Annotated in this window: 17 protein-coding genes; 8 read left to right on the top strand and 9 right to left on the bottom strand. The window is 60.0% G+C overall.

Annotated elements, in window-relative coordinates; genetic code table 11:
* Positions 1-203: 203 nt before the first annotated feature.
* Complete coding sequence (locus VFU66_RS06660) at positions 204-926, bottom strand: energy transducer TonB (RefSeq protein WP_326445461.1); 723 nt, start codon at positions 924-926, stop codon at positions 204-206.
* Positions 927-1,228: 302 nt separating this feature from the next.
* On the opposite strand from VFU66_RS06660, the gene VFU66_RS06655 reads away from it, so the two are divergent.
* Positions 1,229-2,482, top strand: coding sequence for an acyltransferase family protein (locus VFU66_RS06655; RefSeq protein ID WP_326445460.1), 1,254 nt, complete (start codon positions 1,229-1,231; stop codon positions 2,480-2,482).
* 911 nt (positions 2,483-3,393) lie between these two features.
* Here VFU66_RS06655 and VFU66_RS06650 read toward each other — a convergent pair.
* The 3 genes from VFU66_RS06650 to VFU66_RS06640 form a co-directional block, all read right to left on the bottom strand.
* Complete coding sequence (locus VFU66_RS06650; protein ID WP_326445459.1) at positions 3,394-4,200, bottom strand: MIP/aquaporin family protein; 807 nt, start codon at positions 4,198-4,200, stop codon at positions 3,394-3,396.
* A 44-nt stretch (positions 4,201-4,244) separates the two neighbouring features.
* Positions 4,245-5,405: an ROK family protein gene (locus VFU66_RS06645; RefSeq protein WP_326445458.1), complete on the bottom strand. Its 1,161-nt coding sequence runs from the start codon at positions 5,403-5,405 to the stop codon at positions 4,245-4,247.
* 193 nt (positions 5,406-5,598) lie between these two features.
* Positions 5,599-6,669 (bottom strand): sugar phosphate isomerase/epimerase family protein, encoded by a 1,071-nt coding sequence (locus tag VFU66_RS06640; protein ID WP_326445457.1) that lies wholly within the window; start codon positions 6,667-6,669, stop codon positions 5,599-5,601.
* A 66-nt stretch (positions 6,670-6,735) separates the two neighbouring features.
* On the opposite strand from VFU66_RS06640, the gene VFU66_RS06635 reads away from it, so the two are divergent.
* The 5 genes from VFU66_RS06635 (at position 6,736) to VFU66_RS06615 (ending at position 11,068) form a co-directional block, all read left to right on the top strand.
* Positions 6,736-7,608 (top strand): sugar phosphate isomerase/epimerase family protein, encoded by an 873-nt coding sequence (locus VFU66_RS06635; protein ID WP_326445456.1) that lies wholly within the window; start codon positions 6,736-6,738, stop codon positions 7,606-7,608.
* A gap of 133 nt (positions 7,609-7,741) precedes the next feature.
* Entirely contained in the window at positions 7,742-8,344 is a 603-nt protein-coding gene (locus VFU66_RS06630; RefSeq protein ID WP_326445455.1) for an RNA polymerase sigma factor, read from the top strand.
* Positions 8,341-9,093: a hypothetical protein gene (locus tag VFU66_RS06625; RefSeq protein ID WP_326445454.1), complete on the top strand. Its 753-nt coding sequence runs from the start codon at positions 8,341-8,343 to the stop codon at positions 9,091-9,093. Before VFU66_RS06630 ends, VFU66_RS06625 begins: the two co-directional genes overlap by 4 nt.
* Positions 9,090-10,022 carry a HEAT repeat domain-containing protein gene (locus tag VFU66_RS06620; RefSeq protein WP_326445453.1) on the top strand — a complete coding sequence of 311 codons (933 nt, stop codon included), beginning with the start codon at positions 9,090-9,092 and terminating at the stop codon, positions 10,020-10,022. Before VFU66_RS06625 ends, VFU66_RS06620 begins: the two co-directional genes overlap by 4 nt.
* Positions 10,023-10,048: 26 nt before the next feature.
* Positions 10,049-11,068 carry a HEAT repeat domain-containing protein gene (locus VFU66_RS06615; protein ID WP_326445452.1) on the top strand — a complete coding sequence of 340 codons (1,020 nt, stop codon included), beginning with the start codon at positions 10,049-10,051 and terminating at the stop codon, positions 11,066-11,068.
* A 124-nt stretch (positions 11,069-11,192) separates the two neighbouring features.
* On the opposite strand, the gene VFU66_RS06610 is transcribed toward VFU66_RS06615, so the two are convergent.
* The 3 genes from VFU66_RS06610 to VFU66_RS06600 are packed head-to-tail and all read right to left on the bottom strand — an operon-like array spanning position 11,193 to position 18,876.
* Positions 11,193-12,323 carry a cellulase family glycosylhydrolase gene (locus VFU66_RS06610; RefSeq protein ID WP_326445451.1) on the bottom strand — a complete coding sequence of 377 codons (1,131 nt, stop codon included), beginning with the start codon at positions 12,321-12,323 and terminating at the stop codon, positions 11,193-11,195.
* Between the two features lie 36 nt (positions 12,324-12,359).
* Entirely contained in the window at positions 12,360-12,911 is a 552-nt protein-coding gene (locus tag VFU66_RS06605) for an outer membrane beta-barrel protein (RefSeq protein ID WP_326445450.1), read from the bottom strand.
* A 52-nt stretch (positions 12,912-12,963) separates the two neighbouring features.
* Entirely contained in the window at positions 12,964-18,876 is a 5,913-nt protein-coding gene (locus VFU66_RS06600; protein WP_326445449.1) for a beta strand repeat-containing protein, read from the bottom strand.
* Positions 18,877-19,269: 393 nt separating this feature from the next.
* Between VFU66_RS06600 and VFU66_RS06595 the strand changes: the two genes are divergently transcribed.
* Both VFU66_RS06595 and VFU66_RS06590 read left to right on the top strand, forming a co-directional pair.
* Positions 19,270-20,331: a lactonase family protein gene (locus VFU66_RS06595; RefSeq protein ID WP_326445448.1), complete on the top strand. Its 1,062-nt coding sequence runs from the start codon at positions 19,270-19,272 to the stop codon at positions 20,329-20,331.
* A gap of 247 nt (positions 20,332-20,578) precedes the next feature.
* A complete protein-coding gene (locus VFU66_RS06590) occupies positions 20,579-21,046 on the top strand; it encodes a septal ring lytic transglycosylase RlpA family protein (RefSeq protein WP_326445447.1) in 468 nt (155 codons plus the stop codon).
* 48 nt (positions 21,047-21,094) lie between these two features.
* Here VFU66_RS06590 and VFU66_RS06585 read toward each other — a convergent pair whose 3' ends face one another.
* Together VFU66_RS06585 and VFU66_RS06580 are read right to left on the bottom strand one after the other, a co-directional pair.
* Complete coding sequence (locus tag VFU66_RS06585; protein ID WP_326445446.1) at positions 21,095-23,233, bottom strand: phosphocholine-specific phospholipase C; 2,139 nt, start codon at positions 23,231-23,233, stop codon at positions 21,095-21,097.
* A 137-nt stretch (positions 23,234-23,370) separates the two neighbouring features.
* On the bottom strand, positions 23,371-26,916 hold the full coding sequence (locus VFU66_RS06580; RefSeq protein WP_326445445.1) for an outer membrane beta-barrel protein: 3,546 nt from the start codon (positions 26,914-26,916) through the stop codon (positions 23,371-23,373).
* Positions 26,917-26,943 lie beyond the last annotated feature (27 nt).

Below are 26,943 nucleotides of genomic sequence, written 5' to 3'. Positions count from 1 at the left end.
AACGCGGCCACTACGTTTGACAACCTCTACTCCACAAATGTTCCCATCAAGCTTCCGATCACGTCATTCTGAGCGCAGCGAAGAATCTCCGCATTTCGCTTGTGCCGGCCACAAACGCTTGGGTGCCCCATTCATGCGCAGTCTCATCGCGCATGAGTGGGAAGGCACACAGTCAGTGCGCCTGCTTTTGTCTTTTTAGAAAATCACCCACCCATCATAAAGTTCACCGTAATCGTCGTCTCAACCGCAGTCGGGCTCCCATTCAACAGATAAGGCTTGTACCGCGCCGCACGAATCGCCTCTACCGCCGCGCCGCGCAACATCTCCGGCCCGCTCACCACCCTCAGGCTCTCAATCGCCCCAGCCTGCGAGATCACCGCCTCCACAATCACCGTTCCCTGAACCCCCGCCGCCCGCGCAATCGCCGGATACACCGGGCGAATCGGCGCCAGCAACATGCCATCAGTCACTCCTTTTGAAATGCGCACCGGCCCCGCCGCACGCGCGGGCGCAACTGACACGCGCGGGCCATGCCCATCGCCCACCGCGAGCCCCACCGGAACCGAATCCCCCATGCCGCTGCCAAAAGGCATCGCAGCCATCGGAGGAGCATCTTCCGCGCTGCCTTGCCGCGGTGCAGCCGTAGGGAACCGCAGCGCCTTCGTCTCAGCAACCGGCGCGGACGCCGCAGCAGACGCGGCATGCTGCACCTGCCGCTCGCGAACCGGCACCGGAGCCTTCCGCATCACCGGTATCCATACCGGAGGCGCAGCAATCTTCACCGTCAACGCTGCCGGATGCAGCATCGGCAGCGTCATCGCCAACACCGCCAAAACACACTGCACGCCAAACGCCCCACCGAACGCCCACCGCTTGGCTGTTGGAACCCGCGCCACCCGCGACGCAACCAGACTGTCCTCGAACATGCAAGCACCTCCATCAAGGTGCGCATCCAGCGAGGAACGCGGCCACTACGTTAGACAACCTCCACCCCACAAATGTTCCCATCAAGCTTCCGATCACGTCATTCTGAGCGCAGCGAAGAATCTCCGCATTTCGCTTGTGCCGGCACAAACGCTCGGGTGCCCCATCCATCGCGCTTTTGCGATGGGTGGGAAAGTATGCAGCACAACCCGCCAGCCGTTGCTTTTGCCGTTGCTCGTTTTGCAGAAACATTCCGCCGCGAACCCTTCCGCAAACCCCACCCACTGAGCGATGATGAATCACCATGCAAGTCCAAACCCAAGCCGGGACCCAGACGCGCACAGCCACACCCGTGCAAACCAGCGCACCCCCCACCCGCGTCCTCTCCATCGACGTTCTCCGCGGCATCACCATCGCCTTCATGATCCTCGTCAACGACCCCGGCGACTGGGCGCACGTCTACTCCCAGCTCGACCACTCCAAATGGAACGGCTGCACCCTCACCGACCTCGTCTTCCCCAACTTCCTCTTCCTCGTCGGCGCGGCCATCATCCTCTCGCTCAACTCCCGCCTCCGCCGCGGAGAGAGCCGCCGCGCCCTCGCCGGCCACATCGTCCGCCGCGCCGTCATCATCTTCGCGCTCAAGATGTTCCTTTCGGCCTATCCGCACTTCCACCTCACCCACCTCCGCATCTATGGAGTCCTCACCCGCATCGCCATCTGCTATCTGGTCGCCGGATTCATCTGCCTCTACACCCAGCGTGCGCGCAACCTGCTGGCCATCGCGGCCGCGTTGCTCGTCGGCTACTGGGCCTTGATGCGCTTTGTCCCCGTCCCCGGCTTCGGCGTCCCCACGCACCAGATACCGCTGCTCGACCCGGAGCGCAATCTGGCCGCGTGGCTCGACCGCGGCATCAGCGCCTTCACCCTCCGCACCATCCACACCGGAGTCCTCTATCAGCACACCCACGACCCGGAAGGCTTCCTGAGCACCATCCCAGCCATCGCCACCACGCTGCTCGGAGCAGTCGCCGCGCTCTGGCTCAGGCGCACAGACGCACCGGAGCCCCTCCGCATCACCAAAGCCCAATGCCGAAATGGCCTGCTCGCCGCCGGAGTCGCAGGCATCGCTGCGGGCCTCATCTGGAACCCGTGGTTCCCAATCAACAAGAATCTCTGGACCAGCTCCTACGTCCTCTTCGCCGCCGGGTGCTCGCTCGTGGGCCTGGCCGTCTGCTACTGGCTCATGGACGTCAAGCGTCTCCACGAGACCAAGGCAGGGAAGTGGCTCACCTGGCCCTGGCTCGTCTTCGGCTCGAACGCCATCACGGTCTACGCGCTCTCCATCCTGTTCGTCGAGACCATGATCTGGATCAGGATTCCATCCAGCCTGGAGAAGAGTGGATACACCACCGCATGGCACTGGGTCTACCAGAACCTCTTCGCCCGCACCCACTCCACCGAGCTGACCTCACTGGCCTTCGCCCTTGCCTTCGTAGCCCTCTGCCTCATCCCCAACTGGCTCCTCTGGCGCAAACGCATCTTCATCAAGATATGAAGCCCCTACGAACAGACGTGTCATCCTGAGCGCCGAGGAGAACTCCCATAGATGATCTTCCCGCTAACGCAGCCCGGCAGTTTTGCGAGACATAGATAACTGTTGCGCACCAAAAAGCGCCAAGGGCGCGGCATATACCAGCCTGGGCCGAAGGCCCAGGTCAGCAGTTCCACAAAATCGAGGGCTGAAGAGGGTGCTGAAAAAGTCCGTTTTGCTTAAGGGCACGGCTTCAGCCGTGCCGCAAGTACCGCAAAATCCGCGCGGCTTTAGCCGCTGAGGTACGCTTTCTTCCCGGCGAGACACTTTTCAGCACCCTCTTTAGCCCCCGGGTCGTTCCGCACAAGCTGCCGGATGGCTTTTTCCACAGCCTCTTTAGCCGGTGAGAGAATACTCGCAGACTTAATCAGACCTTCCCTAAGCATAAAACCAGCGATGATCGTTCTGAGCGGGGCTCCATTGATGCCAGGTTTCGCCACCTAAATCCAAAAGAGAACATCCCCATCGACCGGTATCGTTTGCATTTCCATTCCGTAGCGAAGCGAATCTGCTGTTCTCCGGTCATCCCACCGATGTCAACCCCTCCTTTGAGCCAAAGCCAGCCATCTCATTGAAACAGCACAACATTTTCCCAATCGAACGTGGCGGTCGAGTTTCCCTCCCTGAGTTAAAATTGAAGTAGGAAGAAGGAGACGAATCCAGCCCTTTTTGTTGTCATTCCCGAAGGGAATCCGCGTTCCGCATCGGCCCGCGCGCCCACAACCAGCCATAACCCCTTTATTGGAAGGACTTTACATCTGCCCAGCCCGACGACCCCAATAGAATCAATACTTTACCGGCACCCCAAACCAAGGTCCGAACATAAGTCCTTTGTTTAAAGGACTTTGCACAAAAAAGTAGGGGAGGGGGTACCCCTACTTCGACTCGCCGCTCAACGCACGAAGGTGCGCAGGAAGATAAGGCCTCACCAGATATTGATACGCCGCCCCGCCAGCGACACCACCCAGCAGCGGCCCGACAATCGGCACCCACCAATAATTCTGCGGAGAAGGAAGCGCCGAGCTTCCCCACCCCGAGAAGAAGCAAAACAGCCGAGGCCCGAAGTCGCGGGCCGGATTGATCGCCCACGCTTCGAGATAGCCCATCGAAGCGCCGATCAGAGCCACCAGCAACCCGATAATCAACGCCCCCGAGTTCGCCCCGGGAGCCATCTCGTTATATTGCTCCGTAATCGCAAAGATGCCGAAGATCAGAAACGCCGTCAAAACAATCTGGTCTCCGAAAGCATGCATCGGAGTAATCGCCAGCCCCGGATGCGTGAAGAACACGCCCGCCGCGCCGCCCGCCGCCCGCGTCAGGTTCTGAGCCTGATTGAAGTGATCGATCACCGGCGAGTACAGCATATAGACCAGCCCCGCGCCCAGAAACGCGCCCACCACCTGCGCCACGCAGTAAGGAACCACCTTGCTCCACGAAAACTTCCGGTACATCGCAAGCGCCAGCGTCACCGCCGGGTTCGCATGAGTGCCCGAGACCGCGCCGGTAGCATAGATCGCCATCGTCACCGCCAGTCCCCAGGCGATGCACACGCCCCAGTAGGCCCCCTGGTATGGACTGGGAGAGTAGAGCGAGTACATCGCAGCCACGGAGTCGCCGAACGCGATGATGATGAACACAGCAATCGCTTCCGCAATCAATTCCCCTACATATTGTCGCTTCATCTACCGTGCCTTTATATGAATGGATTTGTACTGCCACCCGCGTCTTACACCGAACTCTCGCTCAGCACCAGCGCCACCGCGCTCCGCAACCGCGCCGCGTTGCCATCGTAGGCGGGACGCAGGTGCGGCAGCTTGGCCAGCAGCGAGTTCTTCTTCAACTCCGCCTCAACAATCGGCCCCAGCACGTGCCACACGCCGGTCACATCACCGACAACCACAATCTCGTTCGGAGCCAGCGCCGAGGAGATCATGCGAATCCCCCGCCCCAGTTGCACCGCCATCATCGAGAGCGCCTCAATCGCCTTCTTGTCGCCCGCCTGGCAGAGCCGGAGAAGCTGGTCGAAGGTAATCTTCGACTGCGACGGCGCCAGTTCGCTGTAGTAGCGCAGCGCCGCGCGGTGCGAGGCCAGCGTCTCCCAGCAGCCATTATTGCCGCACCCGCACAGCGGCCCGTCAGGATCGATCTGCACGTGGCCGAACTCGCCAGCCATGCCGTTGTCCCCTCGCAGAAGCTGCCCGTTCGCAAAGATGCCCGTCCCAATGCCCTCGGAGACGTTCACCGCAACCAGATCGTGCGTGCCGTCGCTGTCACCAAACCAGACCTCGGAGAGCGCGCAGGCGTTCGCCACATTGTCCATCTCGACCCTGAGGCCGGTCGCCCGCTCGATGCGCGACTTGATGCCCAGCACCGGCCAGTTCAAGTTCGGAGCGAAGATGAGCTTCTTCAGATGAAGGTCCGCCCGGCCGGGAAGGCAGATGCCGATGCCGTCGAAGGACCGCTCCTTGTGCGCCGCCATCATCTTCTTAATACCGGAGATGATCGCAGGCAACGCCTCTTTCGCCCCGCTCGGAATGGCGATGATGTTCTGCGCAACAATCTTTCCGCCCAGGTCCGCCACCGCCACCGTCGTCTGCGTGGGATGGATGTCCAGCGCAATGACCGCGCGCTGGTCGTTGAGCTGAATCATCGTCGGCCGCCGACCGCGCGGAAGCCTCCCCGTTGCACCTTCCAATATCCACTTGTCTGCAATCAGCTCTTCAACAATCAGCGAGACCGTGCTGCGCTGCAATCCAGACAACCGCGCCAGATCGGCACGCGAGACCGACTGCCGCGTGCGAATGAAATTAAACAGCAGGTTGCGATTGATCCACCGCGGCGTCTTGTTGGAGGCAGTCTGCTTGCGTGTAAAGAGAAATCGTTGCATGGGCAAAGTTTTATGGCTTCAGTTCGGGCCCCAATCAGGAATCAGCATCCGTCCGGCAATCGGTCCGATAAGGTTTTCGTCTGCCAGCATTTATATCATCGCAACCATGCTGAAAGCGCAGTTCCCGGCTTAAACAGCAAACCTCAGCGGCCAGAACCAGCCGCTGAGGCTACTTTGACTCCAAACGTGCCGACTACCAGGCTCCTGCAGCAATCAGCGCCTTCTTCATTCCCGCAAAGCTCTCGCGGCTGCTCTCTTCCGGCGTTCCACCGCCGCGCCAATGCGTCTCCAGGCTTACGGCATTGTGGTAGCCAATCTGCTTCAGCGCCTTGAACTGAGCAGTCCAATCGACATAGCCCTTGCCCACGGGAGCCCAGACTATCTTGCCCGAAGCGTCCTTCATCGCGCTCTTCACATGGCAGTGCAGAATCCGCTTCTTCGGTAGCAGGTTCCAGCCAGCCGGGAACGCATCCAGTTCGCCACGCATGACCGCGTTGCCCGGGTCCCAGTTCAGCCCAAAGTACGGCGAAGGCACCGCAGCCAGAGTCGCAGCGGCCTCACGGCCTGTTGCTGTATTGCACTCGAACTCGTTTTCAAGCACCAGCAGAGTCCCCCGCTTCCCGCAGGTCGTCGCAGCTTCCGACAGCTTGGCATTAATCGCGGCGCGATACTTCGCTATGTCGTCCAGCCGCCAGAAGTCGAAGCAGCGCACTTTGTTGGTCTTGAATCGTTTGGCCAGTTCGATGTATTTGTCGAGCAACTCGCTCTGTTGCTTGAACGTCTCGTTTGAGCCAAAGTCCTGGCCCTTGTCCGGATGGCGCTTGGGCGCGCCGGGCCAATCGGTCTTGAATACGGGGCTGGCCATGTCGGTCACGCGCAGGCTGTATTTGGCAAGGATGGATTCAACCTGCGCAAGTTCCGCATCGCTCAACTCATGCAGGCTCTTCTTCCACATGCCGCGCAACTCGACCCAACCCAGGCCGAACTCCTTTGAAGCCACGGAGCAGGCGTGATCGAAGTCCTGCGAGATCTCATCGGAGATGACCGAGACCTTGAACGGCGACCCCGACGCTGCTGCAAAACCAAAGAGCGGCCGCACCGCACACACCGCAGCCGTCATCCCGGCTCCGGCAAGAAAATTACGTCTGGAAGAACCTTGCATCTGCACTCCTTTTCCGCTGTTCCACATGATGACCCGGTCGTCTTTTTGTACGCGCTCCCAGAGGCCGAGTTTTGCACGCATCAGCATCTTAGCTTTATCCACAGGATTAATCCATGTTTGCAACAAAAGTATGGACGATGCTGCCTTTATGCCATTACGATGCCCTGCATGACTACTTCCCTTACCCGCCGCAGCCTCCTGCGCGGAGGCGCCATGCTCAGTGCCGCCGCCCTCGTCTCCCATCCGTCCAAGCTATTCGCTGCCGAAGAGCAATATCGCAACCACACGTTGGCCGCCTCACCCATCCGTCTTGGCATCGCCAGTTACACCTTCCGCAAGTTCGACGACGCTCACCTGATCGACTTCATGCACCAGTTGAAGACGCCCTACCTGAACCTTAAGGACGTTCACCTGCCCATGAAGCCGTTGGACCAGGTCGCTCCGCTTGCAGCCAAATACCGCGCCGCCGGATTCAAGCTCACCGCCGCCGGCACCGTCAGCTTCAACAAGGATGACGAGGCAGACATCCGAGCCAAGTTCGAGTACATCAAGGCTGCCGGCATCCCGGTCATGGTCGCCATGCCCTCCCGCGAGGTGCTGCCGAAGCTGGAGAAGTACGTAAAGCAGTACGACATCAAGCTTGCAATCCACAACCACGGCCCCGAGGACAAGAACTTCCCCTCGCCCCTCGACGTGCTCGCCGCGGTCAAGAACATGGACCCGCGCATCGGTTGCTGCATCGACGTCGGCCACACCATGCGCACGGGCACCGATCCGGTCGAGGCCATCCGCAAGGTCGGCCGCCGCGTCTTCGACATTCACATGAAGGACCTCGCCCAGGGGCGCGTGAAAGAGAGCCAGGTTGCCGTCGGCGAAGGCATTATGCCCGTCCGCGACATCTTCCGCGCACTCATCGACATCCACTACCCCGGCGATGTGGACCTTGAGTATGAGATCCACGACGATGACCCCATGCCAGGCGTCATCGAAAGCTTCGCGTACATGCGTGGAGTGCTCGCCGGTATGGGCTACAAGGCATGACCCTGTAATTCCCGCCAAATCAAAAGCACGACAGGCCACAGCGGACAAACGCCGCTGTGGCCTGCTGTTTTTCCCCGCATGTGCCGGGAGCATAAAATTCCTCGCAGCCGTACCTAACCGGGGGTAAATCCCATTGTCTAAAGGGCGAATGGACAAGGCGGAGACAGAGGCGATCCGAAAGGTATTGGCCGGCGACCGGGACGCCTACCGCGTGCTGATGGACCATCACTTCTGCTCCGTCTATCGCGTCGCCTTCCGCATCACAGGCAACGAAGCCGACGCCGAAGAGGCCGCGCAGGAGGCATTCCTGCGCGCTTACAACAAACTGCCCGGTTTCCGTCAGGACTCGGCCTTCTCCACGTGGATTACGCGCATCGCCATGAACACTGCCATCAATCTCGTCGAACGCCGCAACCGCGACCTGAGCTACCATGCGCCGCGCATCGCCGACGAACCCTCGCTGGACGGTGGTGTCGTGACTGTCGCCGCAGCGAAGGCGCAGAGCCCGGAGAGCGTGCTGCTCGACAGCGAAGCAGCCAGCCTGCGTCGCGCGGCGCTCGACACGCTCACTCCGATGGAGCGTACCGCCTTCACGCTCCGCCACATGGAAGACCTGCCCATCGCCGAGATTGCCGCGGCGCTCAACGTCCCGGCTAACTCGGCCAAACAAGCTGTCTTTCGCGCCGTCGGCAAACTCCGACGATCGCTTGCGCCACTTGCAGGAGGCGTCCAATGAGACATTTCACCGAAGAAGAGCTGATCGCTTTTCAGCTTCACGAGACATTCGACGAACAGGCCATCTACAAGCATCTTGAAGGCTGCTCCGAGTGTGCTGCGCTTTCCGATTCCATCGCCGAGACGCTCCGTATCTTCTCCGCCGATCCGGTCCCCGCGCCCGATCTCGACCGCAACTGGCAGCGGCTGCGCGGCAATCTGAGCGTGCTCGCGCCTGAGCCTCGCCACCGCTGGATGCATGTCTGGAAGCATATTCTGTCGTGGCCCGCAGCCGGACTCGCAACTGCTGCACTTGTCGTGCTCCTCGTCTTTGGCATTCACTCGCGCACGGCGACAAAGCCCAACTATGCCATCAACGGTCGTGGCCCGTTGACGACCCGGCCCGTTGACCCCGCCATCGCCAACCATATTGACGCCGCCGAGCGGCTGCTCACCGAGGTCAACAATACTCAAGGCCCGCTCGACAACGTGACCCGCGACCAGGCTCGCGCGTTGCTCGTGACCAATGCGGTCTACGTGCGGCAGGCGCATTCGAGCGGCGACCTTGCCGAAGCTTCTGTGCTTGAAGATCTTGGCCGTGTTCTGACTACGCTCGATAACGAGCCGCCCACGCACGAAAGCGCATGGCGGCTCCGCATCGAGATGAACACCAACGGCCTGCTCTTCGACCTGCGCGTTCTGCGCCAGAACGATACCCCAACCCAGCACCAGGGACCAACCCAGGCACTCACCCAAGGACTCGCCCAATGAATACACTCCTCCGAACCGCACTTCTCTCCCCGGCCCTACTCCTCACGCTCGTGCTCATGCCGCCCGCGCCTGCCTTTGCCGCTCCAAACGCAAGCGACAACGCCTACGCCGCCGGAACGCGCGCGATGAACCAGCAGCGATGGAACGACGCCGTCGCCGACTTCGATAAGGTCGTCAACGCGCACGCCAGCCGTGCGGACGCCGCCCTTTACTGGAAGGCGTACTCGCTCAACAAACTCGGCAACGGCCAGCTTGCTTTCGACACCTGCGTCAAGCTCCAGACGCAGTTCCCGGACAGCCGGTGGAACAAGGATTGCAAGGCACTCTCGATCGACATGCGGGTTCACGTCAATGGGCCCGATGTCCACATCAATCCCGACGACTTCAAGTTCGACTTCAACCCGAACATCGATGTCCGGCCGAGGGTGCGCGTTCGTATCGACTCCAGATCTGATGATCCCAACGAAGAGATCAAAATGCTTGCGTTGAATTCGCTGCTCCGCCAGGACCCGGCCCGCGCGCTGCCTATCCTGCGCAATATTCTCTCCGACAGCAAATCCACGCCGAACATGAAGCGCCGCGCCATCTTCATCCTGGCGCAGAACAAGTCGCCCGAGGCTGCCGCGATCCTGCACGATGCCGTGACCGGCAAGATGGATCCGTCGCTTCAGCGCGACGCCATCCAGTCCATGGCGGTCTTTGAGGGCAAACGCGGCAACGACACACTGGCCGAGGTCTACCGCAACACGTCCGATGCGGAGATCAAGCGCGCCGTCATCAACGCCTTCTTCATCTCCCACGACGCGCCACGGCTGGTCGAGCTTGCCCGCAGCGAAAAAGATATTGAGGTCAAGCGCGACATCGTCAGCCGACTCGCCCTAATGCATGACAAAGTTGCCACCGACTACATGCTTGAGCTGCTTAAATAATCCCCTACCCAGCCTAAGGAGCCGCCATGCGCATCCTCGCCAACACTGTCGTCCTCGCCGCACTTGCCGTCGCGCCGTGCATGCTCGCGCAGCAGCCGGAGGTTCTCCACGCACAACTCACCACACAGCCCGCAGGCAGCCTCGGCAAGACCATCGACACGCTCAAACAGCAGAACGCTCCGCTCTGGATCGGCTACTCCATCCCAGTTATCGGCACGTTTTCCTCCGGCTGGAACAATGACCCCATCGCCTATCTCGAAGGCAGGAACTCCAGCACCTACACCAGCGGAACCGCGCGCCCATCGTTCGATCATGCCAACATCCTTCTCCGCGCCGAAGGCGGAGCCATCACCAAACTCCGCGTCGAAGCCCCGGACCGCCAACTCGACACCGGAGGTCTCCCGTTCGTCTGGCTAACTGACGCGAACCCCGACGAAAGTGTTCAGATGCTCGCGGCTCTTGCAACTCAGGCCGACACACACCTCCATGGCGCCGCCACCTTTGCCATCGCCATCCACAAGGCAACTTCTGCTACTCAGGCTCTCATTGCGCTCGCTGGTGCAAACAACAGTCTCAGCCTCCGTGACAAGGCGGCCTTCTGGCTCGTCAATCGGCGCGGTCACGACGGCCTGATTGCCGTCGAACATCTTGCGCAAACCGACGCCGATGCGCAGTTTCGCAGAAAGCTCGCCTTCGACCTCACGCTCTCCAAGGAACCTGAAGCCCTCACCGCGCTCATCCGCATGGCACATGAGGACACCTCGCCCGAGGTCCGCAGACAGGCCCAGTTCTGGATGGCTCATAAAGGAGGCAAGCTTGTCGCCGGCGACCTGCGCGACTCCGCGGAGAACGACCCCAGCGAGCAGGTCCGCAGATCCGCTGTCTTCGCGCTCTCACGCTTGCCTGCCCCTGATGCTACAACCCAGCTCATCCACCTGGCCGACACCAGCAAAGACCCGGTCGTGCGCAAACAGGCCGTCTTCTGGCTGGGGCAGTCCCACGACCCGCGCGCACTCGACTACCTCACGCAATTACTTAAGCAATAGCGTGAACAAAACTCTTCGACGCAACGTATGTAGTGCTTATAAGACAAAACGATTCAGCAAAGCCTCCAGTTTGGCCTGCGCGATTCACTCCCGCGCAGGCCCCTTTGTTCTTTGGTGCTGAAATTTACTTCGCTGCGACACCGCTTCCTCTTCCGGTCAGGCTGCGGATCAGGTCCACCTCGTGCTGACGGTACGGCGTTCCATCTTTGTGAAACACATCGTGAAACCAGATCGTCGGCTTCGACCGCACATAGGGACGCTCCCATGAATCCCAGGGAAGATAGGTCTGCGTTTTACCGGCAACCAGGCCCCAGTTAATCGCGCCGACGTTGTACTTCTTCGCCAAGGGAAGCACCGTGTCGAAGGTGCTGCCGGCCCCGCGCGCCATGTACTCGGTGCAGATGATTGGTCTACCGAGCGGGAGCAGTGACTTCACACGCGCCTCAAAACCCTCCGGCCAGTCATAGTTGTGGAAGGTGACGATGTCTGACTCGGCGAGCTGGATCTTCGTCATCTCGCTCTCTTTCGCCGGGTCGGTCCAGTCACCTTGCCACACGCCACTGGTCAGCGGCTGCGTTGGATGCACAGAACGCGCCCACGCAAATGCCTTGGGCAGCAACGCGGCGACAAGCTCTACTTTATTCCCTGGCTCTTTGAATCTGCCGCCATTGGTGTTATCAGGCTCGTTCCAGATGTCCCAAGCCAGAACGCGATCGTCATTGGCAAATGCGCCGACGACGCCTTTGACGTAAGCCTCAAGCTTCGGTTCGTAGGATGGATCGGAGAGTTCCTTTGCCCCCGGACTCTGCACCCAGCCGGAGTTGTGGACGCCTGGGATCGGCGGGTGCTGCGGGCCCAGTTGCGGGTCCGGCTCCCAGCACGAATCAAACAGAACGAAGATGGGACGGATATGATGCTTCGCCGCAATGCCCAGGAAGGTGTCGAGGCGTTTGGTAAAGCCCTGCGGGTCCTGCTGCCAGAGCTGATCCTGCAGAAAGACCCGCATCGTATTCATCCCGATGGACTCTGCCCAGCCCAGTTCCCTGTCGTTCAATTCCGGATTGAACGTTGCCGCCTGAAACATCTCCAGTTGGTTAATCGCGTCGGAAGGAACATAGTTCGCTCCCACCAGCCAAGGCTGTTTGGCATACCAGGCATTCGCGGCTGCTGCCGACCAGCGTCCGGACTGGCTCTGGGCGAAGCTGAACAGTGAAAGTGTAAGCGCAAGACAAAGAGCCGAGATACCGGATCGCATGAACACCTCGAACCAGCATCATACCGTGAACCGTGCTTACCTCACGCCAAAGCGGTAAGTAACGCCTGTACTGATGCGGATGTCATTCTGGCGGTCGTTCACGGCGTTGGGAATGCGTGTATGGATCCAGTCGGCCTGCACGATGGTCCAACCCCACTTCGGCTTCACGGTTGTCGTCACACCGCCGCCAGCGAGAAAGCCGAAGGCGTTGCGGTTGATGTCGAACTGGATGTTCACGTTCTCCTTCGCACCGCCCAGCATGACCTCCGCATACGGAACGAAGCGGCTCGACCTGCGAATGCTGTAGCGCGGGCCGAAGAGGTAGTTGAAGATGCTGATGTTCTGCCCCGAGTTATTCACGTTACTGGCATGCGCGTACATGATGTCCGCTACAGCGGCCCACTTAGGCGACAGGTTGAAGATGAACGTGCCGCTGCCGCCATTCAGGCTGAAGCATCCACACTGCCCCGGGGGCGCATTCGCGTGGAAGAAGTTGTAGTTCGCGCCAACTTCGAAGCGCCCGATGTCGTCTACCGCTGAACCGTTCGGTATGGCCTGGCCGCTCAGCGCACACGGTAGAGCAATCATCGCTGCAAATAATGCGAATAGAACAATCCGTCGCAGGTCCATCATATTTCTCCTACTGTACGACCAGGGTTGCGGTGGCGGAATGTTGAACTGAGCCCTCGGTACCGGTCAAGGTAACAGTGTAGGTATGAGGATCCAGAGCGAAGTAGCCACCGGCGCAGCCACTGAGCGCGGCGATTGGCAAAAGCGTCGCAATCATCAGCAGCAGTACCAGCAACGGACGCGGCAGCTTCTTCCTCAATTTGCGCACCGTGCCCAGTCCGGCAAGGCCCAGCATTCCAAGCGCGATGGGCAGCCCACCGTGCGAGTTCGGCCCGTCGATCGGCACGCGGTTCTCTGCCGTCAACGAACTGCTGGTCTTCACCGTCAGGACGACGCCGGTCTCGCCGCTTCCTGCTGCGGCGGAGGTCGGGGTCAGCGTATAGGTCGAGCCTTCAGGAAGGCCCGTCACAGCCAGATTCACAGCATCGACGAACGTCGTCGAACCAACCGGGGTGATCTTGAAGTTGAACGCCGTGCTCTTGCCGGGGGACACTGATTGGCTCGCCGCGCCGCTGTTGACGACCGTGAAGTCTTCGACAACGTTGTCGAGCGGTGCAGAAGTGCTTGTGTCGAAGATGGTGTCGCCCGAGTAGACGGCGGTGATCTTATGGTCTCCGGTGGCAAGGCTCGAGGTCGAGAACGCCGCGTTGCCGACGGTCAGCGAGACGACCACGCCATTGGTGCTCAGCGGGGCCATGCCAATCTGGGTCTGGCCGTCATAGAAGGTGACAGTGCCGGTCGGCGTTGGGATGGGTGCCGTAACGACCGCCGTAAATGTGACCTTGCTATTGAACAACTGGGCCGCGCTGCTTGCGGTAATCGTGATCGTTGTGGGGACCTTACCGACGACCTGCAGCAGCGGGGCAGACGTCGCCGAGCTGTAATTGGTATCGCCAGGATAGGTTGCCGTAATGGAGTGCGATCCCGAACTCAGCACAGACGTGGTGAGAGTCGCAACGCCTGCTGCGTTCGGTATGCCTGTGCCGAGTACAGTCGAGCCGTCATAGAAGGTGACTGGAGCGGTCGCACCAGGGTAGACCGTTGCGGTGAACGTCACCGGCGCGCCCGGCGTCGAGGGGTTCGACGACGAAGTGAGCCCGATGGTGGGCACCGCCTTGCCGACCGTGACCGTGACCGCAGGCGACGTGGCAGGGTTGTTGTTCGCGTCACCCGGCGTCGAGGCCGTAATTTGGTTCGGGCCGATGGGCAACGTGCTGGTGGTGATGGTGGCAACGCCGCCGACGATTGGAGCCGTGCCGATGGGAGTGCTTCCGTTATAGAAGGTGACGGGGCCGGACACTCCCGGAGGAACCGTCTCCGAGATCGTCACGGTTGTGCCAACCACAGGATTGGGCGGGGTCGCCACCGGCGCCGGCAGTACCGGTGTGTCTTTGTTGACCGTCTGCGTGGTCGTTCCCGTGGCGGGATTATTATTGTTGTCGCCGCTATAAGAGGCGGTAATCGGATCGGAGCCAACTGGCAGGGTCGTTGTGGTGATCGTGACCGTGCCACCTGAGGTGACGGTGCCTGTCCCCAGCGTGGTGCCGCCGCTGGTCACTGTCACGGTGCCAGTGGTTCCCGGAGGCAGGGTGGTCGTGATGGTAACGGGCTGGCCGTAAGTGCTGGGTCCGGAGGTCGTCACCGTCACCGTCGGCGTTGTCTTATCCACAGTCTGGACGAGGGTCGCGGTCCCGGCAGCATACGTGGAATTGCCGCTGTAAGCTGCCGTGATCGTGTCGCTGCCAACCGGCAGGGTTGACGTGCTGACCGACGCGGTTCCGTTGTTCACATTCGACGTTCCAAGCACCGTGGACCCGTTCGAGAACGTTACGGTTCCGGTAGCTGCCGAAGGAACGGTTGCGGTGAAAGTGACAGACTGGTTGACGGTCGAAGGATTCAGCGATGAGGTCAACGTGATCGTCGACGGCGTGCTGTTGACTGTCTGGGTCAGAGTGGCGGTCGCCGTGTTGTTGTTCGAGTCTCCGCTGTAAGTTGCCGTAATCGCGTCGCTGCCTACCGGCAATGTGGACGTCGTGACCGCGGCACTTCCATTATTGACATTGGACGTTCCGATCACGGTGGATCCGTTTGTAAACGTCACCGTTCCGGTAACAGTCAAGGGGAGCGTCGCAATCAACGTAACCGACTGGTTGATGGACGACGGATTGACGGACGAAGTCAACGTCATGGTTGGCGTTGCTTTGTTGACCGTCTGGGTCAGGCTGGCATTCGCCGCGTTGTTGCTCGCGTCTCCGCTGTAGGTTGCCGTGATCGGGTCGCTACCGGCAGGCAGCGTGGATGTGCTGACGGTGGCAACTCCATTGTTCAGCGTCGATGTTCCCAGCGCCGTTGCACCGTTCATGAACGTGACGGTTCCAGTCGCAGTCGATGGGAGCGTCGCGGTGAACGTCACCGCCTGTCCGACGGTGGACGGGTTGAGCGACGAAGTCAGCGTCATCGTCGTGGCGCCCTTGCTGACAACCTGCGTCGTAGTCCCCGTGGCCGGATTGTAGTTGGTATCTCCCGGATACGAGGCCGTAATGGTGTCGGTCCCAACCGGCAGCACCGTGGTCGTAATCGTTACTTTTCCGCCGGAGATTGTTCCGGACCCAAGCGTCAAGCCGCCGCTCGTAAAGGTGATCGTGCCCGTGGCTCCGGTGGTGATGGTCGCGGTAATCGTTACCGATGAGCCAAAGTTGCTCGGACCGGACGTGGTTACGGTGACGGTCGGGGTTGCCTTGTTGACCGTCTGGACCATGGAGGCTGTTGCGGTTTTGTAGTTCGTATCTCCGTTGTACGTCGCTGTAATGGTGTCGCTGCCTGCGGGGAGTGTGGAGGTAGTCACCGTGGCAACTTTATTGGCAACGGTACCGGTGCCAATGACGGTTGAGCCATTCTTGAAGGTGACTGTGCCGGTAGCGTCGGCGGCCGTAAGGGTGGCGGTGAACGTCACCGCCTGCGCGACGTTGGATGGATTGACCGATGAGGTCAGCGCAAGCGTCGTGGACACCTGCGAGACCGTTTGAGTCGTGGTTCCGGTCGCCGGGTTATAGGTTGTGTCTCCGCCATAGCTGGCCGTGATGGTGTCCGTTCCTGCAGGCAGCGTTGAGGTTGTGATCGTCACCTTTCCGCCGGAGATGGTCCCGGAACCCAACGTCTGGCCTCCGCTTGTAAATGTCACGGTGCCGGTGGCGCCTGTCGTCACGGTCGCCGTAATCGTCACGGGCTGGCCGTAGTTGCTCGGGCCCGAGGTTGTCACGGTTACGGTCGGGGTCGCTTTGCCCACGGTTTGCGTTGTCGTTCCTGTAGCGGTGGCATAGTTCGCATCGCCGTTATACGTCGCAGTGATTGGATCGCTGCCAACCGGTAGCGAAGAGGTTGTCACCGTCACCACGCCGCCGCTGATCGTCCCAGTTCCCAGCGTCGTCGATCCGCTTGTAATGGTGATTGTTCCCGTAGGACCTGAAGGAACCGTGGCCGTAATCGTCACCGGCTGGCCATACGTGCTCGGCCCCGAGGTTGCTACGGTAACAGTGGGAACAGCTTTATTGACCACCTGCGTGAGGATGGGCGAAGTGGATGAGTTGAACGACGCTGTCATGTCATGCGACCCCACCGAAAGCGATGAAGTCGTGAACGACACGGACGGGCCTGCGATCGCCACTGTTCCCAGCAGGGTCGTCCCGTCGTAAAAATTCACACTACCGGATTTGCCTGCGCCAATCGTCGCGGTGAATGTGACCGACTGCAAATACTGTGACGGGTTGAGCGACGACGTGAGGACAATGTTCGTGACCGTTACACCCAGTGTGTTCGAGCTGCTCTGCTTATAGTTCGAGTCTCCTGGGAAGATCGCCTGCAGCGAATCGGAACCGACCGGCAGAGAGGTCGTTGTCAATGTGGCGACGCCATTGTTCAGCGTGCCGGTGCCAAGCGAGGCTCCACCGTTGTAGAAGGTGACCGTCTCGCCGTTGGTCGTTGTGCTCGGTGGTCCGGTGACGGTGTATGGGCTCAGAGTCGCAGTCAGGATGATGGGCTGACCAGCCAGCGTTGCCGTTGCGGGATTCGCGCTCAACGCCAACGTCGTCGGCACAGGTGCTGCCGTCAGCGGCACCAGCGATGACACGCTTCCTATATAGATTGAGTCGCCGGAGTAGCTTGCATCCACCTGGTGGACGCCGCTGCCCAGAGGCAGAACAGCCACACCGGTCAGAGCCGAAGCATCCGAGGTCTGTTGCACCTGGCTGAGAGACACCGCAGCCTGAGGACTATCGGCGTCCGTACCGATCAGGTCGGCGTTACCGTCGTTGTTATAGTCGCCCGCATTGACCGCATAGGTGAGCGAAAAACCGCCGATGACCGGCTCTTGATACGGCTGGAAGGTGCCGTCGCCATTGCCCTGATACACCAGAGCGCCGTAGCTGCCGCCAGCAATGATGTCGGGAATTCCGTCACCGTTGACATCGGCCAGGTGCGGGTCCGAAGGAATATCGGAGGTATAGACCGCCGGGGTCTGGAAGGTTCCATTGCCCTTGCCGAGCAGTACCCACAGGCTCTGGCCCACGTTGTTGGTGCCACTGCCGGGTTTGGTAATGGTGGTCGAGACGATGTCCTGAATGTTGTCCGCGTTTGTGTCGCCGGAGGTCAGGAATTCGCCAATCGCGGTGGCGACTTTGGTCGGCGTATTAAATGTTCCGTCGCCCTTGCCCAGCGCGACGTATAAGTCCGAAAGGTTGCCGGACCCTGAGCTGGCTACTGCATACGCGACGTCGTCGTTGCCGTCTCCATTGAAATCGCCGACCACGATGCCGTGAGACGAGGACGGCGTCGAAATGGTCGTCCCTCCAGTAAACGTGCCGTCGCCGTTGCCAAGGAGGATGGAGATATTTTTCTGAGACTGGTCAGAGACGGCGATGTCGAGCAGACCATCATTGTTGAAGTCGCCGACAGCAATGCCGAACACATCACCGGTCGAATAAGACACCGGTGCGCGGAACGTTCCGTCTCCGTTGCCCAGGATGATGGTGACTCCGCCGTTCGTTCCATCGGAGCAACCCAAGGCAACGTCGGTAGCGCCGTCACGGTTGAAGTCCGCCAGCACAACCTTCAGGGCCCGTCCCACCGGGCATCCGGTATAGTTCACCTTCGGCTTGAACGTTCCGTCTCCATTGCCAAGCAGTACGCTGATCGTCTGCTTCGCATCGCCGGTCACGACGTCCAGATTGTTGTCGCCATCCAGATAGGCCGACTCCAGCGCGACCGACCTGAGCGTCGTGTTGCCGCCTCCAATGGAAAATGGAGACAACTGAACGAAGGTATTGCTTAACGTTGAAACCTGAAGTGTCGAAGTTCCCAATACTGTGTTGCCTGCGCTGGTATCAATGAAGGACACGATGCCAGTTGGCCCCGCGGACAACGAGCCGACCCCGGCGACTCCAGCTTTGAGCGAGTAGCTACCCGGCGATCCGGTTGCTGCCAATGTCGTCGTTGAGGCATATGTCCCCGTCACCGAATAGCTGACCGTATTCGACGTGCTGGTCTGATAAAGATTGTTTGCCCTGAAAACCGCTTTGTATTTGTGGACACCGATGGGACCGCTGCCGATTTTGACCACCGCCGTCGCGTTGGGCGAGGTCAGTTGCGCGACCCCCAGCGCGGAGTTGTTTTCGCAATAGGTCGCCGTCGCGTCGCAGAACAGCACCAGACCCGACGTGACGGGAGTCCCGCCGGCTTTGACGGTCGCGGTCAAAGTAATCGGCGTCTTATATGGCACCGACGTCGATGAGATGGTCAGCGTTGTCGTGGTCGCCAACGTGACGGCCCAGGCTGCGGGGGTCATCAGCATCGCCACAAGAATAAGAGCGCCAAAAAAACGGCTCTGAACGAACGAAATCAGCTTTACGGCGGAGCGGGGAGGTGTCATACGGTTCCTTGTGCGCGGCATGACCGCGTCAGAACTTTCGTAACCACCGTAACCGGCTGTAGTTGGCTCAGGTATTGCACGAAAGTTGCACAGATGCTAAAGGCACAGTGGCCCTCGCCTCGCTCGCAACGATATGTCATACATGCGACTCAAAACTCGGGCATCGTTCTTCTCTACGCTGGTGTCCAAACGTTGTAGTTACCAGTTGCATCACCCCGATGTTGCGAAGCCGTTAGCGCAAGGGCAGCGATTTGTTGTCTACTGGTTGGGCGGAAAATCAATTTGTCGAAGGACAAGAGTGTGGCTCCTGTTTCAAGACGCAGGTTTCTCTATAGTTCAGCAGCATTGTCAGCCGGACTGTTTGCCGGAGCAGAGTCGCCGGGAGGACATCAATTGTTACTTGTTGGAACGCAGACGGCCGCGACGAGCAAGGGCATCTACGCCTACACCCTGGACACAGTCACCGGTCATCTGAAGCAGGTCGGGCTGGCGGCAGAGGCAGATAACCCCACCTTCCTCACGCTGGGGCCCGACCGCGAAACCGTCTTCGTGGCCAACGAGCTGGATGAATTCGAGGGCAAGAGCAGCGGCGCGGTATCGAGCTACCGGCTTGACCGGAAAAATACAAAGCTCATGAAGATCAGTGAATCGGCCACAGGAGGACCGGGCACCTGCCACGTCGCCACCGATCACACTGGACGAGCCGTGTTCGCAGCCAACTACGCCGGCGGCAGCGCCACCTCCTTCCGGGTCAGCCCTGACGGACATCTGAGCCCTGCCGTCTGGTTTGAGCAGTACCACGGCCATGGACCCAATGCACGCCGACAGGAGATGCCTCACGCGCACCGGGTCACGGTTTCGCCCAACAACCGGTTCCTGCTGGTCAACGATCTCGGCCAGGACGAGATTCACATCTACCACCTGGACGCGGCAACGGCTGAGGTGACGCCGAACGAGCCCGCAGTGTGGAAATCTGCTCCGGGGGCTGGCCCCCGCGCTCTGCGCTTCCACCCCAATGGCCGCTGGGCTTACTGCGTCACCGAGATGGGATCGACGGTCGATGTTCTGGACTGGGACCCCGAACATGGGTCGCTTAAGACAGTTCAGGTCGTCTCGATGGCTACCGCGCCGCACGACCACTGGAAGACCGGAGGATCGGAGATCGTTTTTGACGCCTCGGGGCGGTTTGCCTATGCTGCGGATCGGTTTTACGGAATCTTGATGACGTTCGCTATTTCGCCAAAGGACGGGACCCTGACCATCCTCGGTCGTGTCCCCTGTGGCGGGCGGCTTCCACGCCACATTGCCCTCGACCCGACCGGAAAATGGCTTCTGGTCGCAAACCAGGAGACGGACAATATCTCCGTATTTGCGCGGGACATACACTCCGGCCACCTCAGCAGTCCGGGGGCAAGTTTTTCTATTTCACGTCCGCAATGCCTGGTGTTTGCCTAAGTTGCGCCTAAATCCTCGTAATATGCTGTATTGATTAGCTTTATTTGAGGAATGCCTTAGCTCGCCTGTTTGTGGCATCAATACGGAGTCCGTACGGCGGCCATTTCCCGGTTGACATCTCACCCTGACTGTGGTGGCAGGGCAGTCATTTTTATCCTCTAAAATATCCCGTATCTGGGTGGACTTTCATATACTTAAGGGTATGCAAGCACCGCTCAGAACAGAACGGAGACGAACCCTGCCCGGCGTGTACCGCACCGCCTGCACCATCGCGGCGATGGTCGTCATGGCTGCGTTCGCCCGCGACGCCAGCCCGGTGTTCGCACGAACCTCGCTGACGACTGTCATCCGGCACGATCAAGAGCCTTCCCTGGCCAACGTGGCTGCACAGACGCCGAGGCTCAGGGTTGTCCGCCGCATTAAGAGCGGACTGGCAAGCTGGTACGGGAAGATGCTGCAAGGCCACCAGACGGCCAGCGGTCGTCCCTTTGATATGCATGAGCTTACCGCCGCCCACCGGACGCTTCCCTTTGGGAGCAAGGTCAAAGTCACCGACCTACGGAACAAGCGGTCGGTCGTTGTGACAATCACGGACCGTGGGCCGGTTCCCGATGACCGCGTCATCGACCTCTCGATGGAGGCTGCAAAGCAGCTCCGGATGGTCGGCAGGGGTGTGACCCCTGTTCGGCTGGAACTGATGGCCTACGAGCACTAAGCGAGAGCCTTCCGACTCGGCCAGCTTTGCTGCCACGGGTCTAAATGTTTATGCCAAAGAAAAGACAGCCGGGTCGCTTGTGGCCAGACGGCTGGTTTCGACGTGGCCTGCAAACCGGCGTAGCATTGGTGCGTCCTCCAGGTTGGTCATCGACAGGTCGAACCAGCCTGCGCTGGCGTCCAGGGGCCAGCGATCTTCGGTGACCTTTCCGGGTGCAAGGTCGTAGTGCCTGTTTTCACCCCCATAGCGATTGACGGCCGACAGAGTGCACGGCGAGGTCCCTGTATTGGTAAGCGTAAGATATACATCGCCCGAAAGCCGGTCGGGGCGAACGCTGGCTTCCGGCCTCCCAACCTGTTTGCTGCCGCCCCGGAAGTGGGCGAAGTAGCCGTTGGGGCCGTAGACGGACAAGTCATAGGCAACCTCTCCAGCGGTTGGCTCCCAATAGTCTGACAAGGATTGTCCGGCGGAGACTGCGTAACGGCGCGGCGGCGCATCTGGGGTATTCGATGTATTGCGGCTATAGATATAGAAGGCTGCGCCTGTTTTGCCGGTGTTGTGGAAATCGACCCAGACTTTGCCCTCTTCGATCCGGCACTGTGCCATGAACTCGTAGGGCAGAGTGCGCGCAGGCCGAACGCCCGGCTCCTGAACCGGCATCTTCTGGGCCACAGGAACGCGGTACCGTTTGTGACGAGACTGGATAGGCTTCGGTACGGGAAAAGATACGGTGCGCGTATCGGGGGATTTCGAAAAGTCGAAGGCGGAGGTCAGGTCTCCGCAAACTGACCTGCGCCATTGGCTGATGTTCGGCTCGTGGACGCCGAAGCGGGCCTCCAGGAACCGGAGGACTGAGGTGTGGTCGAAGGTCTCGGAGCAGACCCACCCGCCCGTGCTCCACGGGGAGATAACGAACATGGGTACACGCGGCCCCAGACCGACAGGCTGTAGACCGCCGGGATCGGCTCCCGGTACCAGCGGATGTTTCACGCTGCTGTATTTGTCCAGATCGACGAACTCGTCCTTCAGGCTCTCGGCCAGGTCATCGGATACAAGTCCCTGCGCCTTCACGGACTGCGTGGCGGGCGGCATGGGCGGAACAACGTGGTCGAAGAGGCCGTCGTTTTCATCGTAGTTAATGAGGAAGACGGTCTTGCTCCAGACCTCGGGGTTTGAGGTGAGTGCTTCGAGAACGAGGTTAATATAGTAGGCGCCGTGCGTGGGCGACGCTTCCGGGTGTTCGCAGTATTTGTAAGGCGCAACGATCCAGGAGACCTGAGGCAGGCGGTTCGACTCGACATCGCGGCGCAGGTCGCGGAGCGTGTGGGTCGAGACGCCGTTACGCACCAGCGAGCTTGTGGGTGAGGCTCCCTCTTCGACCTGATACTGTGCGAAAAATTCAAGTGAGTTGTCGGTGTAATTGTCAGTCGGCGTCCCTGGGATGCCGGTGCCTCCTTGATAGACCCGCCAACTGATGCCATTGGCCTCAAGCCGCTCGGGATAAGTGGTCCAGGTATATCCATTCACCTTGCCACGCTCTTCGAGAGCCGGGCCGTTGGGCTTTTTGCCGAGCACGTTGCGCGCGTCACAGGTGCCGGTCCACAGATAGATACGGTTAATGACCGTGTTGGCGTGCGCGGAGCAGAAGTAGGAGTCGCAGAGGGTAAATGCATCGGCCAGCGCATAGTGGAAGCTGACATCCTGCCGCTTCAGGTGCCCCATCGTCAGGACGTCCTGTTTCTGGTTGACCCACTGATCGTACTTGCCGTGGTTCCAGGCGAGATGGCCGCTGCTCCATCCATGATCGGTGCCCGCCTGATACTCGGTCGTGTTCTTGGGGTTCAGATACCAGGGTAGTACGTGCTCGGCCCGGGGTGACAGGCCGCGGCTGCGGTATCGTTTGGTTTTAACAGTTGCGGAAGGCTGATACCAGACCGGTTTTCCATCGGGGAAGATATGCGGACGGGGATCGTTGAAGCCGCGCACGCCTCGCAGCGTGCCGAAGTAGTGGTCGAAGGACCGGTTCTCCTGCATGAGGATGACGACGTGTTCCACGTCCTGAATGGAGCCGGTCACCCGGTTGGCCGGAATAGCCAATGCTCGTCGAATGCCCGAAGGCAACATTGCAACACCAGCAGAGGCTGCTGCTATCCGAAGGAATTCCCGCCTGCTTCTACTATGGCCCATCAGAATTTACCTTTGCGAAAGGAGGCCGCGAGGCCTCTGGTTTTATAGACGCTGATCTTCATGGAAAAGGACAGACCGTCATCCTCATGCGGTCTGTCCCAATGGTTAGCTCTTCGTGTCATGGAAGAGGAAGGCGATCAGAAATCGATGCGGGCCGAAATCTGCCCGCCCCGGGCGTCCCGTCCGCTGGTTATCTGACCGAACTTTGCCGAGCTGATGTTGAGGTTCGGATTGTTGAGGTTTGTATGGTTCAACACATTGGTGAACGTGCCCTGTAGTTGCAGCTTCATCCTCTCCGTGATGACGAACGACTTGCTCAGGCCAGTGGACAGGTTGAAGTATCCCGGCCCCTCAATCGATCCTGCGCCAGCGTTGCCGAAGCGACCGATGGGAAGAATCTGCGCCGTTCCTCCTTTGCCGTTACCTGTAGTGCAGGGGTGCCCAGCTATCCAGTTCGGGTCGCCGGGGCAGGTCAACCCTGCCGGGTTCAGCCAGTGCAGGCGGGTACGGCCCGAGGGCGTCATCGAGACACCGCGAACCTTGTCCGGGTACTGCGAGCGGCCGGTGAGAGAGTTTCCGTTGGCGTCGCTGCTGAGGCCCGAACCCGTACCGGAAGGGTCGCCTTGTCCGCTCGAGAAGTACGGTGAAAGATACGGGCCCGTCTCGATCAGCAGGATGTTTGAGAGTTGCCAGCCGCCGACGACCAGGTCTGCCAACCGAGGCATGGCGCCGCCGAATGCGCGGTTACGACCGAAGGGCAGGTCATAGACCATCGTTGTGTTCCACAGGTGACGGCGCGTACCGTACACGTTGCCATAGTCGATGCTGGGCTGGAGAATGGAGGTCGCGCGCGATCCGCCCGTCTCTCCCGAGAAGCCGCTGTTGCTTGCCGGTCCCTGGTTGTTCGCCAACGCTTTGGCGAAGGTATAGATCGAGTCGAGCTGCAGACCCGCGGAGTAGTGGTGCGATACCTCGATCTGGCCGGAGTGGTAGTTGGAGGACGCTCCCGTGTCGCGGGTGTTGATGACTCCCCAGTTCGGGAAGCGGCGCGCGCTCAGCGGCTGGTTGTACGCCGAGACCGTGCTGGAAAATGGCAACGTGTTCTCGTCCGGCGCATAGACCAGGTGTTGCGTCTGTGAGCCGATATAGGAGAGCCTCACTGCATACCCACGGCCCAGTGAACGATCCGCACTCAACGACCACTGGTAGGTATAAGGATCCTTCCAGTTGACGCTGTTCGCAGTACCGAAATAGTTGTGGCCGTAGCAGGTGGTGCAGCCTCCTTCGCCCGCACCCGCAGAGATCGCTGGCCACTGATAGCCAATCGCGTGCGACTGGCTGTCATAGGTATTGGAGTATTGTGTCGTGTCCGCCTGGACGGTACCGGTGAGCGAGTAGAAGTTGCCGCCCAGCAGCGTGATGTTGTACATGCCGAAACCTCCGCGGATCGCCGTGTTGTCGTTCCCGAAGGGACGCCAGGCGAAACCGAAGCGCGGCATAATGCGCAGCTTGGGATAGTGCTTAAGGCCCGTGGGGTAGCCGGCCTGGCTATTCGAGAGGACCGGCATGCAGGGCGCGCCGTTGAGCGTCGCGCCCGAAGTGGAACCGAACGGCAGGCAGGCGTTCGCGCTCTGCATGAAGGGCAGGGAGATCAGTTTGCCAAATCCATCCGGATAAATGATCGCGCCGCTCTTTCCGTAGGAAGGATCGAAATTGGCTATATCGCCGTGTACGTCGTGGTAGCTCGGATGCAGCTCATACCGGATACCGTAAGAGAGAACCAGCGAGGGAGTGGCAGCCCACTGGTCCTGCGCGAAAACATGATAGTGAGCCGACTTGCCGTTGTTGTCCTGGCTTACCACGTCATAGAACGTCTGGTTCGGCAGACCAAGGAGGAGATCGGCGAAGTCCACGCCCGTGAAGAGTCCGCCGCCGGTGTTGCTGGCGAATCCGAAGGTACCGTAGTTGTCCGCTCCTGAAAAGCCCAGCGGGGTGATCGCCTGGATGGTCTGGACGTCCACACCGAACTTCATCTGATGCTTGCCCCGCGACCAGGAGAGGGTGTCGTAGTAGTCGTAGGTATTGGACTGCGAGACTGAGTTCAGGCGATCCGGGTCGAAGTTGCTCAGACTGCTCGAAAAATCCACCTCGGGCAGCCCGTTGTAGAACAGGTTCTGCAACCCATTCAGACCCAAACTGTTGGTAAATGCCTTGCCGTCGAACGAATTGACGTCGCCGCTTTGGTACCGCGTATAACCGTAGCTGAATTCGTTGATCAGGTTTGGAGTGATGGTATAGTTCGCGCTGATCTTCAGCACGCGCGAGTTGCCGGTGCCCTGTGAGGCAGGAACGAGCAACTTCTGCGGGTCGATCGAAGACTGGTTCTTCCAGGTGTAGCGTCCCCAGAGCAGAAACTTCTGATTGCTGCCAAAGTACTGGTCAGCGCGCACGTCGAACTGATTGGAGCTCTTCGCCTGGCTCTTGTTGATCTGGTAGTTGGCCTTTCCGTTGTCGTCGAAAACGCTCGTGTCGCCAATGTTGGGATCGGGGAAGAACTGCATCAACTTTTGCGCAATCGAACTGATGCTTGCGCTTGGCAGCGTGTTGCCGTAGGTGCCGCCCGTGTAGGGGTTGTACAGTTTCCCGGAGAAGCCGGTGGCGAGGTAATTCGAAAAGTCGCCCTTCTTCATTGCCGCGGTGGGCACCGTGTACGTATACGTTGATGAGCTGGGATGGCGCCATCCTTCGAAGGTGCCAAAGATGAAGGTACGGTCACGCCCGTTGTAAAGGTGCGGGATCACGACTGGACCGCCAAAGCTGCCGCCGAAGGTATTCGCCACCAACTTCCCCTTCTTCGGAGTAATCGGATAGTTGTAAGGGATTGCATCGAAGGCCGCGTTCTGGTGATACCAGAAGAGCGAGCCGTGGATCGTGTTGGTACCCCCCTTCGTGGTTACAGTGACCTCACCGGGCTGTCCGTATTCCGCATCGTTCTGCACGCCGTCGGCACGCAGTTCGGAGATCGATTCGCTGGACGGGAAGGCATTGCCGAGTGGGCTATTTCCGGTCGCGCTCTGCACCGTGATGCCGTCCACCGAGATCTGGCTCTGGAACGGCAGGCCACCCTGCAAGGAGAACGAACCGTTGGTGCCGTTGTCGCTCTGCACGCCAGGCAGCACGCCCACGACGTTTAGCGCACTGGTGCCGCCCGCACTGGCGCGCGTATTGGTGGGCAGGTTCGCAATACTGGTGGAGTTGAATACCGCACTGACCGATGCACTTTCCGTGTTAATCGGCGGCTGTGAACTGGCGGCAACAGTCACCTCCTGCTGCACATCGCCGACCTGCAGCACCGCATCGACGCGGAGATCCTGATGCACAGACAGCGTAAGCCCGGTGAACTTCCATCCCTGGAAACCCGCTACAGAGATCTCCACCTTGTAATGGCCGGCGGGCACATCGATGAAGTGGTAATCGCCGGCCGCATTGGTGACCGCATGGCGCGTGACACCCTTGTCGGTATCGGTCAGAACTACAGAGGCATTCGGGACAATCGCCTGGTTCTTATCGCGGACTGTACCGATAATGCTGCCCTGGATCGACTGGGCCACTGCTGGATATGCGATCACAGCCATCGCAGCAGCAACCAGGACGAGAAATCGAACTCCTACCTTTAATCGCATAACGTTCCTTTCAGCTAGAGCCTCGCT

This window comes from Edaphobacter sp. (assembly GCF_035763405.1).
GTDB lineage: Bacteria > Acidobacteriota > Terriglobia > Terriglobales > Acidobacteriaceae > Edaphobacter.
The sequence above is the reverse complement of the archived record's forward strand: the minus strand, read 5'-3'. Positions and strand labels throughout refer to the sequence as shown.

What these genes read in the sequence shown, in the direction of transcription:
- VFU66_RS06660 (WP_326445461.1), bottom strand. Translation starts at nt 926, where the DNA reads ATGTTCGAGGACAGTCTGGTTGCGTCGCGGGTGGCGCGGGTTCCAACA.
- VFU66_RS06655 (WP_326445460.1), top strand. Translation starts at nt 1,229, where the DNA reads ATGCAAGTCCAAACCCAAGCCGGGACCCAGACGCGCACAGCCACACCC.
- VFU66_RS06650 (WP_326445459.1), bottom strand. Translation starts at nt 4,200, where the DNA reads ATGAAGCGACAATATGTAGGGGAATTGATTGCGGAAGCGATTGCTGTG.
- VFU66_RS06645 (WP_326445458.1), bottom strand. Translation starts at nt 5,405, where the DNA reads ATGCAACGATTTCTCTTTACACGCAAGCAGACTGCCTCCAACAAGACG.
- VFU66_RS06635 (WP_326445456.1), top strand. Translation starts at nt 6,736, where the DNA reads ATGACTACTTCCCTTACCCGCCGCAGCCTCCTGCGCGGAGGCGCCATG.
- VFU66_RS06625 (WP_326445454.1), top strand. Translation starts at nt 8,341, where the DNA reads ATGAGACATTTCACCGAAGAAGAGCTGATCGCTTTTCAGCTTCACGAG.
- VFU66_RS06620 (WP_326445453.1), top strand. Translation starts at nt 9,090, where the DNA reads ATGAATACACTCCTCCGAACCGCACTTCTCTCCCCGGCCCTACTCCTC.
- VFU66_RS06615 (WP_326445452.1), top strand. Translation starts at nt 10,049, where the DNA reads ATGCGCATCCTCGCCAACACTGTCGTCCTCGCCGCACTTGCCGTCGCG.
- VFU66_RS06610 (WP_326445451.1), bottom strand. Translation starts at nt 12,323, where the DNA reads ATGCGATCCGGTATCTCGGCTCTTTGTCTTGCGCTTACACTTTCACTG.
- VFU66_RS06605 (WP_326445450.1), bottom strand. Translation starts at nt 12,911, where the DNA reads ATGATTGCTCTACCGTGTGCGCTGAGCGGCCAGGCCATACCGAACGGT.
- VFU66_RS06600 (WP_326445449.1), bottom strand. Translation starts at nt 18,876, where the DNA reads ATGACACCTCCCCGCTCCGCCGTAAAGCTGATTTCGTTCGTTCAGAGC.
- VFU66_RS06585 (WP_326445446.1), bottom strand. Translation starts at nt 23,233, where the DNA reads ATGGGCCATAGTAGAAGCAGGCGGGAATTCCTTCGGATAGCAGCAGCC.
- VFU66_RS06580 (WP_326445445.1), bottom strand. Translation starts at nt 26,916, where the DNA reads ATGCGATTAAAGGTAGGAGTTCGATTTCTCGTCCTGGTTGCTGCTGCG.